Source organism: Rhodococcus sp. SJ-2 (genome assembly GCF_053750035.1).
The window spans coordinates 2,650,764-2,662,366 of sequence record NZ_CM132340.1; the positions used below are offsets into that span (position 1 = coordinate 2,650,764).

Below are 11,603 nucleotides of genomic sequence, written 5' to 3' on the forward strand. Positions count from 1 at the left end.
ATGGCACTCGTTCATCCCGCCTACGGGCAACTACGGCAAGTAACCGAGAACGCGGCGGTGCTGCTTGCCGAGAATCCGTCGGTGATGTCCCTCGAGGGCACCAACACGTGGATCCTGCGTGCCCCGGACAGCGACGAGTGCATTGTGATCGATCCGGGCCCGCTCGACGAGGCGCACCTCACCCGCGTCGCGCAGGTTCCGGTCGCGATGACGCTCATCAGCCATCGCCATTTCGATCACACCGAAGGTGGTGAGCGTTTCGCGGAGCTCACCGGAAGCCCGGTTCACGCCGTCACGCCCGAACATCGGCACGGTGGTGGTACCGAGCTGTCCGACGGCGATGTCGTCGAAGCCGCTGGGCTCCGTGTCCGGGTCCTCGCCACACCGGGCCACACCGCGGATTCGCTGTCGTTCGTTCTCGAGGACGATCGCAGTGTCCTCACCGCCGACACGATCCTCGGGCGGGGAACCACCGTGCTCGACGACACGGATGGCGACCTCGGTGACTATCTGGGTTCGTTGCGGTCGTACATCGCACTAGGTCAGGGGTACACGGTGCTGCCCGGGCACGGTGCGGAACTGCCCGACCTCGAAACCATCGCTCGCGGGTACCTCGCGCACCGGGAAGAGCGGCTCGATCAGGTTCGGGGCGCGTTGCGAGCCCTCGGCCGAGAAGCAACGGCCCGGCAGGTGGTCGAACACGTGTACGCCGATGTGGACGAGTCCCTGTGGGGTGCGGCCGAGAAGTCGGTGAACGTGCAACTGGCATACCTGCGCAGCTAGATCTCGAGCACAGGGAAAGAACAGGTGAGGCCGGGACACCCCAAGGTGTCCCGGCCTCACCTGTTCAGGGTGCCGCGCAGGTCGCCGTCAGCGGGCGCGACGCGCGAGTCGCTCCGAATCCGAGATCAGCACGCTCTTGCCTTCGAGGCGCAGCCAACCGCGATGGGCGAAGTCGGCGAGCGCCTTGTTGACCGTCTCGCGAGATGCGCCCACCAGCTGTGCGATTTCCTCCTGGGTCAGGTCGTGGGTCACGCGGAGAGCACCCGCCTCCTGGGTACCGAAACGCTGAGCGAGTTGCAGCAGCGCCTTGGCGACACGACCGGGAACGTCGGTGAAGATCAGGTCGGCGAGGCTGTTGTTGGTGCGACGCAGGCGACGGGCGAGCACGCGCAGGAGTTGCTCCGCAATCTCGGGCCGCTGATCGATCCACGCCTTGAGCGCCTCGCGATCCATGCTCACCGCGCGCACCTCGGTGACAGTGGTCGCGGTGGACGTGCGCGGGCCCGGGTCGAAGATGGAAAGCTCACCGAACATGTCGGAGGGGCCCATGATCGTCAGCAGGTTCTCGCGGCCGTCCGGTGAGCGCCGTCCGAGCTTGATCTTGCCGGAGACGATGATGTAAAGGCGGTCGCCCGGTTCGCCCTCGTTGAAGATGACGTGGCCGCGCGGGAAATCGACCGGTTGCAGCTCCTTGACCAGCGCCGCAACCGCAGAGGGCTCGACTCCTTGGAAGATGCCTGCTCTGGCCAGGACCTCGTCCACGTGCGCTCCTTTTGGGATGATTCTTGTTGTTCTTCGCTGTCAGGTGCACGTCCACGGCATCCCGGCGAGGGTCACCATTGCGGCGTACGGACGCCAAGTCTACTGTGCCTGTCGCATGTGTGAGTGACCGACACCACGGAATCCGTCTCTGTATGTCGGATCCCGCTCTCGAATACTACCGGCCGGTACCTTCTTCAGCTCGCTCGGCTCGCGTCCAGGAGATCCGGAGCGTCGACAGAATCGGAGGTGTCGCTGCGGCGCCTCCGGCGGTTGAATCGGGCCAACGCGCCGGGGAATCCTTCGCGGGCGAGGGCGTCGACGTCGTCGTGGTCGGCCTGGTCGAGAAACTCCTCGACCTCCTGCTGACGAACGGACAAGCGACTCAATCGTGATTCGACTCTTTCCATGGCGAGTGCAAACAGCATGAGCAGCACCGGGAGAAGTACGACAGCAAGAGCTTGCATGACGGGAAGTAAACACGGGCAAGATCTCAGAACAGACACGGCCCCCGTATCGAGCCCGGCGTCTTACGTACAGTGGTCCAGGTGCAACCGACCCCGTCCGAGAGCCTCGATTCGAGCCCTGTCCGCTCCGCCGAACGGAGCTCGCGCAGGCCACGTCGGGCCCGGGGACCCGAGTCCCGCCTCGGTTTGGTGCGGCGCGCGCGGCGGATGAACCGGCGTCTTGCCGATGCCTTCCCGCACGTTTATTGCGAACTCGATTTCACGACTCCGCTCGAGCTCGCAGTAGCGACGATTCTGTCTGCACAGTGCACGGATGTACGAGTCAACCAGGTCACGCCTGCGCTCTTCGCCCGCTACCCCGACGCTCGTTCGTACGCGGAAGCCGACCGCACGGAACTCGAGGAGTACATCCGTTCCACCGGCTTCTATCGCAACAAGGCCAACTCGCTCATCGGCCTCGGGCAGGCGTTGCTCGAGCGCTTCGACGGCGAGGTTCCGCGCCGGATGAAAGACCTCGTGACGCTCCCGGGCATCGGCCGGAAGACAGCGAATGTGGTCCTCGGCAACGCCTTCGATGTGCCGGGAATCACTGTCGACACCCACTTCGGCCGGCTCGTGAACCGGTGGAAATGGACCGACGAAACCGACCCCGTGAAGGTCGAACACGCGGTCGGTGAGCTCATCGAGCGCAAGGAATGGACGCTGCTGTCCCACCGGGTGATCTTCCATGGCCGGCGGGTCTGCCACGCGCGTAAACCAGCGTGCGGAGTGTGCGTGCTCGCGAAGGACTGCCCTTCCTACGGGATCGGACCCACCGATCCGAGCCTCGCCGCGAGGCTCGTGAAGGGACCGGAGACCGAGCATCTGCTCGAGCTCGCCGGGATGTGACGGCGGTGCGTCCTTCGAGTGCAGGCCGCTGGAGCCTGGCAGCACTGGTCGTCGTGATCGCGCTGATCGTCGCCATCTGGCCTCGCGACAGCGACACCTCCGAGCCGACCCCCACCGACGGTCCGGGTACTTCTGCGGCCCCCGTCGATCGCAGACCCCAGGACGACGCACAGGCGCTGGCCCCACTTCGCGCCGCAGCGGATCTGCCGCCGTGTCCGGCACCGACCGGCGCACCTCCGGACGGACCACTCGCCGGGCTGGTGTTCGAGTGCGTGGGCGACGGTAGCTCCGTCGACCTTGCCGCCGGACTTGCCGGTCGTCCCGCCGTCGTCAATCTCTGGGCGTGGTGGTGCGCTCCCTGCGCCGAAGAACTCCCCGTACTCGAGGAGTTCGCGCTACGCGCGGGCGACGCAGTCTCGGTGGTGACCGTGCATACCGATCCCAACGAGAGCAACGCGCTGGAGCGGTTCGCGCGGTACGGCGTCCGGCTGCCCGGAGTGCAGGACGGTTCAGGACGCGTGCAGGCTACGGTGTCCGCGCCGGCAGTCCTACCTGTCACGGTGCTCGTACGCGCTGACGGTTCGATCGCCAAGGTGCTCCCGCAGCCGTTTCGCAGCGCCGACGAGGTGGCCGAGGTCGTAGAGACACATCTGGGGGTTGTCGCATGACTCCGTATTGGCTGCGGGGTGTAGCCACTCGCGAGCCCACCGATCCGCACGGACTCAATCCTGTGCTGACTCGCGGAGCTCCACATGGGATGACCACCCGCCAGGCGTCCGTGCTCGTCTTGTTCGGCGGCTCGCCCGAGCCGGACCCCGTAGCCCGCGGAGGTCTCCCTGCAGACGCCGAGGTATTGCTCACCCAGCGCGCCGCGACCATGCGCCAGCACAGCGGGCAGGTCGCCTTTCCCGGCGGTGCTGCCGACCCCGAGGACGACGGTCCGATCGCAACCGCTCTGCGCGAGGCGCAGGAGGAGACCGGGCTCGACCCGGACGGAGTGCGACCGCTGGCGGTGCTGCCCGAACTGTTCATTCCGCCGTCGGGGTTCGACGTCACCCCGGTCGTGGCGTACTGGGAGAAGCCCAGCCCGGTCGGGGTGGTCGACCCGGCCGAGGCGGCTCGTGTCGTGCGTGTACCTGTACGCGACCTGCTCGACCCGGACAACCGATTCCAGGTCTCCCACCGAATGGGGTATCGGGGCCCGGCGTTCCAGGTCGACGGCATGCTCGTATGGGGATTCACAGCGGGGGTTCTCGCCGGCCTGTTCACGGTGTCTGGATGGGAGATCGAATGGGATCACCGAGACGTTCGTGACCTGGCAGTGGTGCAAGCCGAACTCGAATCGGGGGTGATCGACGCATGACCGGATCGAACTGGATCGACCTGGTGATCGTCCTCGTCGTGATCATCGCGGCGTCGTCCGGTCTTCGGCAGGGAGCGGTCGCCTCGGCGCTGGCGTTCCTGGGAGTGCTGCTGGGGGCGGTGGCAGGCATCCTCATCGCACCTCACGTTCTCGTCCACGTCGACGAGGGACGGCTACGGATCCTTGCCGGGATCGTGCTGATCATCGTGCTGGTGGTGGTCGGGGAGGTTGCAGGCATGGTGCTCGGCCGTGCCGCGCGCAGCAGCATGCACAGCCCCAGCGCCCGTGCGGTCGACAGTGTGATCGGCGCGGGCCTCCAATCCGTCGCAGTCCTGATCGCTGCCTGGCTGCTGGCCGTCCCGTTGACTTCCGCGGCGCAACCGCAGATTTCCGCGGCGGTGCGCGGATCGACGGTGCTCGGCACCGTCGACAACCTCGCCACCGACTGGATGCGGGCGATCCCCAACGAGTTCTCAGCGCTTCTCGACACCTCGGGCCTCCCCGAGGTGATCGGGCCGTTCGGCCGAACACCGATCGCAGAGGTCGCCGTTCCTGACGGCACGTTGCTCGACGGGCCGATCCCCGCACAGCTGCATTCGAGCGTGCTGCGCATCAACGGCGTCGCTCCGAGTTGCCAGAAAGCACTCGAAGGATCGGGCTTCGTGGTCGCGCCCGAACGCGTAATGACGAATGCTCATGTCGTGGCGGGGACCGCGGCGGTGACCGTGGAGAGCAACGGGCGTGCACTCGACGCGGAGGTCGTACTGTTCGACCCCGCGGTGGACGTGGCGATCCTCGCGGTTCCCGGCCTGACCGCGGCTCCGCTTCCGTTCTCCGCCACCCCGGCGGAGTCGGGCGACGACGCCATCGTCCTGGGGTACCCGGGTGGTGGCCCGTACACCGCGAGCGCGGCCCGCATCCGAGAGACCCTGGACCTGCAGGGACCGGACATCTACCGCAGCGGCACTGTCGAGCGTGAGGTCTACACACTGCGCGGGCTCATCCAGCAGGGCAATTCCGGTGGACCGCTCGTCGACCCGCAGGGACAGATCCTGGGCATGGTGTTCGGTGCGGCCGTCGACGATACCGACACCGGTTTCGCGCTCACGGCGTCCGAGGTGAGTCGTCAGCTCGCGATAGCCGACTCGATGGTCGCCGCCGTCGAAACCGGGGCGTGCATCGTCTGACGCGATCAGAGGGCGCGGATGAAGTCCAGGAGGACAGCCGTGACGTCGTCGGCCTTCTCCTGGTGAGGGTAGTGCCCTGCACCGTCGATGAACTTCATGATGCGCCCGGGCGCGTGTCGCACACAGCGTCGCAAGGTCGCGGCCACCACATACGGATCGAGCGCACCGTGCACCTGCAGAACGGGGAGGGTCAGGGTGACGTCCATGGCCTTCATGAACCGGCGGCCGTCGGGTCGCCACTGACTACGGAATGCCCACCGCTGGTACTCGAGGCTGCAGTGCGCGACTCCGGGGATCTGTACCGCTGAGCGCAGGCGGTCGACGACGGCAGGGAATTCCGCGCTGTGCTGCCAGTCGCTGCCTGAACGGAGGCGGACCAATCGTTCGATCTCGGCGCCGTCGTCGCGCACGAGAAGCCGTTCGGGTCGCCACGGCAGCTGATGAGCGAGGAACCCGGGCAGCAGGGCCTTGCGCTGCGCCCGGTCCCGAATGGCTGCATCGCGAAGCGAAATCGGGTGCGGGGAGTCCACGACCGTGATCGCGCGGACGAGCCGGGGGTGCAGAACGGCGGTGGCCCAGCACACCAGCCCCCCGTCGGCGTGGCCGACGAGAACCGCTTCGGTATGTCCGAGCGCACGGATCAGTCCTGCGACGTCGCCGGCGAGGGTCCAGCCGTCGTAGCCGCGGGGCGGCTTGTCGGTGTCGCCGTAGCCACGCAGATCGATTGCGACCGCGCGGTACCCTGCCTCGGCGAGCGCGGTGAGCTGATTGCGCCACGACCACCACAGATCACCGAAGCCGTGGATGAAGACCATCAGCGGCGCGCCGGGCGGTGCGCCATGGGCTTCGACTGCGTGGAGTCGGATGCCGTTGGCGTGGATGTCGCGGTGGGCCCACGGTCCGTCGTAGCGGACCGTGGACGGATCGGGTGGGGTCAAAGTGGATGATCGGTCGAGCTGCGTCAACGAGCTGCGTAGTGCGGACGTTGCGTCTCGGCATCGTCGCCGGACATCGGCAGAACCGTCTTCGCCTGCTTGAGTGAGTCGATGGTCTTGCTCGGCGCCCGTAGCTTGCGCACCCTCATGTAACCGATGAGCGCGAAGATCGCCGTCACGACCACCATCAGCAGGAAGACGATCAGGAAGGCGAGCCAGCGGGCAACCCAGACGTCGAGCAGTTCGGCGAGGAAGAAAAAGAAGAAGAACGAGCTGAAAATGAGAACGGCGAGGGCGAGGATGAAGAACAGGCTGCCCTGCAGACCCTTCTTGACCTCGCCGGTGACCTCCGCCTTCGCGAGCTCGACCTCGGCGCGGAACAGTGTGGACACCTGGGCGGTCGCGTCACGGACGAGTTCGCCGATGCTTGCGTCCCTCGAGGTCGGGGTGGGCACCTCCGTCAGCGGAATGCCCGAGATGCTGCTCGGCGCCCCGTCTCCCGGCCGGTTCCCGTTCGTGACGCTCACTAGTCGACCCCTTCAGTTGGTTCGTTCTGCTTGCGGTGGGCTCACCCACGCCGTAACAGTAGCGCCGATCCCAGTGAGGGGGCGACGAGTGGCACAGCAACGCGGTGGCTTTTGTGATTTCCTCGGATTCTTCGCTCCCCTGATGACGCTGCGCCCTCCCGGGACGGATGCCGGGAGGGCGCAGCCTGGATCGGACTACTTCTTACGGATCGCGTCGAAGACCGCGGGATCCACCAGCGTCGAGGTGTCGCCGAGTTCCCGCCCTTCGGCGACGTCGCGGAGCAGGCGTCGCATGATCTTGCCGGAACGGGTCTTGGGCAGCTCGGGAACCACAGTGATCTGCCGCGGCTTCGCGATCGGGGAGATCTCGACGGCGACGTGATCGCGCAGTTCCTTGATGAGCGCATCGCCGGTGTTCTCGACGTGCTCGAGCAGGATCACATACGCGACGATGCCCTGACCGGTGGTGTCGTCGGCTGCGCCGACGACGGCGGCTTCCGCGACAGCGGCATGGCTGACCAGGGCAGATTCGACTTCGGAGGTGGAGATGCGGTGCCCGGAGACGTTCATGACGTCGTCGACACGTCCGAGTACCCACAGGGCGCCGTCTTCGTCGTACTTGGCGCCGTCGCCTGCGAAGTACCAGCCCTGCTCCTCGTACCGGGACCAGTAGGTTTCGCGGTAGCGCAGCGGATCACCCCAGATTCCGCGGAGCATCGCCGGCCACGGCTGATCGAGCACGAGGTAGCCGTTTCCGCCCGCACCGAGCGGGTGGGCTTCGTCGTCGACGATATTTGCGGAGATTCCGGGCAGCGGTGCCATCGCAGAGCCGGGCTTGGTGGCGGTGATGCCGGGGAGAGGCGAGATCATGATCGCGCCGGTCTCGGTCTGCCACCAGGTGTCGACGATCGGGGTCTTGCCCGCACCGATGACCTCGCGGTACCAGCGCCACGCCTCCGGGTTGATCGGCTCGCCGACCGAGCCGAGCAGGCGGATCGACGACAGGTCGTGGGCGTCGGGGATCTCGCGGCCCCACTTCATGAACGTGCGGATCAGCGTGGGTGCGGTGTAGTAGATCGACACTCCGTACTTCTCGATGATCTCGAAGTGCCGGTGTTCGTTCGGTGAGTTCGGGGTGCCCTCGTAGACGATCTGGGTGACGCCGTTCGAGAGCGGCCCGTACACGATGTAGGAGTGTCCGGTGACCCAGCCGATGTCGGCGGTGCACCAGTAGACGTCCTTGCCCGGCTTGTGGTCGAACACGTAGTGGTGGGTGTACGACGCCTGGGTGAGGTAACCGCCGGAGGTGTGGACGATGCCCTTGGGTTTTCCGGTGGTGCCGGAGGTGTAGAGGATGAACAGGGGGTGTTCGGCGTCGAACGCCTCGGGCGTGTGTTCGGGGGAGGCCTTCTCGACCGTCTCGTGCCACCAGAGATCGCGGCCGTCGGTCCACTCGACGTCGATACCGGTGCGCTTGACCACGAGTACGTTCCGGATCGGCGCGGCCCCGTTGACGGCCTCGTCGGCGGCGGTCTTGAGCGGTGCGGCCTGGCCGCGGCGCCACTGCCCGTCGACCGTGACGAGAAGTTTGGCTTCGGCGTCGTCGATGCGTGAACGCAGTGCCGAGGCCGAGAAGCCGCCGAAGACCACCGAGTGGGTCAGGCCGAGGCGGGCGCAAGCGAGCATCGTGATGATCGCCTCGGGGATCATCGGCATGTAGATCGCGACGCGATCGCCTGCGGTCAGACCGAGGTCGGTGAACGTGTTCGCGGCCTTCGAGACCTCGGCGAGCAGGTCGTTGTACGTCAGTGAGCGGGAGTCGCCGGGTTCGCCCTCGAAGTGGATCGCGACTCGGTCGCCGTTGCCTGCTTCGACGTGGCGGTCGACGCAGTTGTAGGCGACGTTGAGGGAGCCTCCGACGAACCATTTCGCGACGGGAGCATCGGACCAGTCGAGCACCTGCGTCCAGGGCGTCGCCCAGTCGAGCCGCTGGGCCTGGGCGTCCCAGAACGCCAGCCGATCAGCGTCGGCAGCGGCCTGCAACTCGGGACCTGCGTTGGCGGTGGCGGCGAACTCGGCACTCGGCGGGAACACCTGCTGATCGTGGTCCTGGGCTGCGCTCGTCATGGTGCGGTGGCCTCTTTCCGGGTCGTGGCAAAACAGTTCGGACGTCAGTGAGCGTAGTCACCTGTGACGCGGATCGCATCGTTGCACGACGCTGCAACCTGCTCACATGCGCTGATCGGTCGTTGTCACGCGACGGGCGGTCGGCAGGGACGACGAGTGGCTCCTCATGCGTCCGGCGACGGGCCATAGGTGATGCGTGCAGCTCGCGCCGGTACCGTTCGGGACCGTGACCGATCCGCTGCAGCCCATCCTCGATCTCCCCGGCGTGCGTGACGCGGCAGACCGCGCGCGTGACGCTCTCGCCGAGGTTCACCGTCACCGCACGAACCGACGCGGCTGGCCGAACACCGCGGCAGAAGCCTCGGTACGGGCCGCGCGAGCGTCGGCGGCGATCGACGGTGGATCGACGGAGCTTCCGCCCCCCGGGGAAACCGGCGATCCGGTCCTGTCGGGAGCTTTGCGCGTCGCACAGTCCCTCGACGGTGACGCGCTTGCAATTCAAGTGTCCACCTGGCGCCGTGCACCGTTGCAGGCGCTGGCGCGCCTACACCTGCTCGCCGCCGCAGATCTGGTGGGCGATCCGGAGCAGCTGGGTCGGCCCCGGCCGGAGCCCGGGGTGGCGGAACGGCTCGACGCACTCGCCCAATTGGTCACGGGAGGCACTTCTGTCCCCGCTCCGGTCCTCGCGGCGGTGGTGCACGGCGAGCTCAGGACACTGAGCCCCTTCGCTGTGGCCGACGGTCTCGTGGCGCGCGCGGCGTCGCGGCTGGTGTGTGTGGCGTCCGGACTCGACACCCACAACCTCGGGGTGCCCGAAGTGACGTGGATGCGGCGAGCGCAGGCGTACCGCGACGGGATCGCGGGCTTCGCTCAGGGCACGGAAGTGGGTGTCGGCGGCTGGGTCATCTTCTGCTGCGGTGCGCTCGAGGCAGGCGCTCGCGAAGCCACGTCGATCGCCGAGGCGTTCGGAGGTAACTGACAGTCGCCGCACCCGTTCGAAACGCGTTGCTGTGCTCTGAACATGCTGCAGTGCTGTGGCTTTCGGTCACGCGATGCAAAAGCGGGTGGCTCGCCGATCGTGATCGGTGCGCCACCCGCTAGCACGGACCTGCCGGGTTACCATGCGTGCTGGTGTGGGTTGTGTGTCAACGGCCTCGGCGATGATCCGGGTGTCGGCGGTTCGCTCTTCACAACGGGTGTGAAGGTCTTGCCTTCGAGAACTCGGAACTCGCAGGCCCACAACGCTTCTGCCCTTATAGTGGCATCGGCTCCGCGTGGGTACTCGGTGTCCGTGCTGGGAAACCCGGGCGGGAGATCGAATCTTCTCTTCCGATTCGCTCTTGGCCTCCCGTGCTTCCGTAACTCATTTGTACCCCGTACTTTCGGCGTCGGCAAGACCCTGGCCCGGAAAGATTCAGCTCGGGAGTGGGAGGAGGCGAGGGTGTCGCCGGGGGTCGTGCCTGCGCCCGGCGAGGTAGACTGCGGCACCGGTGATCAACGCTGCCGAGGCTCCCGCCGCGGCGAGTCGGATCAGTCCTTTCGCTGACGGGCGCACGCGTCGCGACAATGGCACCGGTCGCGTGAAAGTCAATATGAGCCATTGATTTTCGTTCGCACAACGCCGCAACGCGCGGTCGGGATTGACCGCGCGAGGCTTGCCGACGGCCTGCAGCATCGGCACGTCCGTCGCCGAATCCGAGTACGCGTAACTACGTGTCAGGTCGTAGCCGTGTTCCGCTGCGAGCTCACGCATCGCGGTGCTCTTCGCCTCGCCGAAGCAGTAGAACTCGAGTTCGCCGGCGTAGCGCCCGTCCACGATGCGCATCCGGCTTGCGGCGCTGTAGGAGGCACCGAGTGCCTGCGCGATCGGCGTGACGACCTCCTCGCCCGACGCCGACACGATCACCACGTCGTGCCCGCGGGCTCGGTGGTCCGCGATCAGGTCCTTGGCTTCGGCATACACCAACGGCGTGACGATCTCGTCGAGTGTCTCGTTCACGATCGAACGGATCTGCTCCACGTCCCAGCCCTTGCACATCTGCGCGATGTGCTCACGCATCCGATCGACGCGTTCCTGGTCGACAGTGGACAGTACGAAGAGCAGTTGTGCGTAACTGCTCGCGAGCACCGCGCGGCGGTTGAGCAGGCCATGCTCGAAGAACGGGCGGGTGAATGCGAGGACGCTCGACTTGGCGATGACGGTCTTGTCGAGGTCGAAGAAGGCAGCGATCCGACCGGACTCGGCGGGATCCGCGGTCGCGTCTGTCACGTTCTCCACCATAGGGCCCGCGGTGCCACTTTTCGGGGCCCGGATGTGCCGCGCCACGCGGATGCTTGAACTTGCAAACACTGAGTATGGAAGGTGTAGTATCGCGTCAGCCTGGATATCCAGGCAGTGTTCAGCCCGACCCCCCCGGGGCTGAACTGCGACGGCCCTCGCCTCCTCCCCCCCTGGCGAGGGTCGTCTTTTTGTCAAGACCGGTTTTCGCTCCGAGCCCATGACCGTTCCCGGTTGCAGCCATCACGCCGAGTTGTCCACAGGCGCCTGATTCATCCACAGATTCGGC

12 protein-coding genes are annotated in these 11,603 nt (G+C 66.6%); 6 read left to right on the forward strand and 6 right to left on the reverse strand.

Features of this window, described 5'->3' with window-relative positions; translation table 11 throughout:
- Entirely contained in the window at positions 1–783 is a 783-nt protein-coding gene (locus ACSYG9_RS12405; protein ID WP_454842668.1) for an MBL fold metallo-hydrolase, read from the forward strand.
- An 87-nt stretch (positions 784–870) separates the two neighbouring features.
- On the opposite strand, the gene ACSYG9_RS12410 is transcribed toward ACSYG9_RS12405, so the two are convergent.
- Positions 871–1,545 (reverse strand): cyclic nucleotide-binding domain-containing protein, encoded by a 675-nt coding sequence (locus ACSYG9_RS12410; protein WP_054805733.1) that lies wholly within the window; start codon positions 1,543–1,545, stop codon positions 871–873.
- 194 nt (positions 1,546–1,739) lie between these two features.
- The gene (locus tag ACSYG9_RS12415) at positions 1,740–2,009 is read right to left on the reverse strand and encodes a hypothetical protein (RefSeq protein WP_440127455.1); all 270 of its coding nucleotides are present in this window, start codon (positions 2,007–2,009) and stop codon (positions 1,740–1,742) included.
- Positions 2,010–2,090: 81 nt separating this feature from the next.
- Between ACSYG9_RS12415 and nth the strand changes: the two genes are divergently transcribed.
- Genes nth through ACSYG9_RS12435 form a run of 4 tightly spaced genes read left to right on the forward strand, consistent with a single transcriptional unit; the run spans position 2,091 to position 5,447 of the window.
- Entirely contained in the window at positions 2,091–2,897 is an 807-nt protein-coding gene (gene nth, locus ACSYG9_RS12420) for an endonuclease III (RefSeq protein ID WP_440127456.1), read from the forward strand.
- Positions 2,898–2,902: 5 nt separating this feature from the next.
- Positions 2,903–3,565 (forward strand): TlpA family protein disulfide reductase, encoded by a 663-nt coding sequence (locus ACSYG9_RS12425; RefSeq protein ID WP_454842669.1) that lies wholly within the window; start codon positions 2,903–2,905, stop codon positions 3,563–3,565.
- On the forward strand, positions 3,562–4,260 hold the full coding sequence (locus ACSYG9_RS12430; protein ID WP_440127458.1) for an NUDIX domain-containing protein: 699 nt from the start codon (positions 3,562–3,564) through the stop codon (positions 4,258–4,260). The genes ACSYG9_RS12425 and ACSYG9_RS12430 overlap by 4 nt, the downstream gene beginning before the upstream one ends.
- Positions 4,257–5,447 carry a MarP family serine protease gene (locus ACSYG9_RS12435; protein WP_440127459.1) on the forward strand — a complete coding sequence of 397 codons (1,191 nt, stop codon included), beginning with the start codon at positions 4,257–4,259 and terminating at the stop codon, positions 5,445–5,447. Before ACSYG9_RS12430 ends, ACSYG9_RS12435 begins: the two co-directional genes overlap by 4 nt.
- Before the next feature lie 5 nt (positions 5,448–5,452).
- On the opposite strand, the gene ACSYG9_RS12440 is transcribed toward ACSYG9_RS12435, so the two are convergent.
- The 3 genes from ACSYG9_RS12440 to acs all read right to left on the reverse strand — a co-directional run bounded on the left by ACSYG9_RS12440 (position 5,453) and on the right by acs (position 9,036).
- Positions 5,453–6,385 (reverse strand): alpha/beta fold hydrolase, encoded by a 933-nt coding sequence (locus tag ACSYG9_RS12440; protein ID WP_454842950.1) that lies wholly within the window; start codon positions 6,383–6,385, stop codon positions 5,453–5,455.
- A gap of 23 nt (positions 6,386–6,408) precedes the next feature.
- On the reverse strand, positions 6,409–6,909 hold the full coding sequence (locus ACSYG9_RS12445) for a phage holin family protein (protein WP_440127460.1): 501 nt from the start codon (positions 6,907–6,909) through the stop codon (positions 6,409–6,411).
- A 195-nt stretch (positions 6,910–7,104) separates the two neighbouring features.
- Positions 7,105–9,036 (reverse strand): acetate--CoA ligase, encoded by a 1,932-nt coding sequence (gene acs / locus ACSYG9_RS12450; protein WP_454842671.1) that lies wholly within the window; start codon positions 9,034–9,036, stop codon positions 7,105–7,107.
- A gap of 226 nt (positions 9,037–9,262) precedes the next feature.
- Between acs and ACSYG9_RS12455 the strand changes: the two genes are divergently transcribed.
- Positions 9,263–10,015 (forward strand): oxidoreductase, encoded by a 753-nt coding sequence (locus tag ACSYG9_RS12455; protein WP_440127462.1) that lies wholly within the window; start codon positions 9,263–9,265, stop codon positions 10,013–10,015.
- Between the two features lie 435 nt (positions 10,016–10,450).
- On the opposite strand, the gene ACSYG9_RS12460 is transcribed toward ACSYG9_RS12455, so the two are convergent.
- Positions 10,451–11,317, reverse strand: a complete 867-nt coding sequence (locus tag ACSYG9_RS12460; protein ID WP_440127463.1) for an HAD-IB family hydrolase — start codon at positions 11,315–11,317, stop codon at positions 10,451–10,453.
- Positions 11,318–11,603 lie beyond the last annotated feature (286 nt).

Coding starts and splice junctions, on each gene's coding strand:
- ACSYG9_RS12405 (WP_454842668.1), top strand. CDS start 1: ATGGCACTCGTTCATCCCGCCTACGGGCAACTACGGCAAGTAACCGAG.
- ACSYG9_RS12415 (WP_440127455.1), bottom strand. CDS start 2,009: ATGCAAGCTCTTGCTGTCGTACTTCTCCCGGTGCTGCTCATGCTGTTT.
- ACSYG9_RS12430 (WP_440127458.1), top strand. CDS start 3,562: ATGACTCCGTATTGGCTGCGGGGTGTAGCCACTCGCGAGCCCACCGAT.
- ACSYG9_RS12435 (WP_440127459.1), top strand. CDS start 4,257: ATGACCGGATCGAACTGGATCGACCTGGTGATCGTCCTCGTCGTGATC.
- acs (WP_454842671.1), bottom strand. CDS start 9,036: ATGACGAGCGCAGCCCAGGACCACGATCAGCAGGTGTTCCCGCCGAGT.
- ACSYG9_RS12460 (WP_440127463.1), bottom strand. CDS start 11,317: ATGGTGGAGAACGTGACAGACGCGACCGCGGATCCCGCCGAGTCCGGT.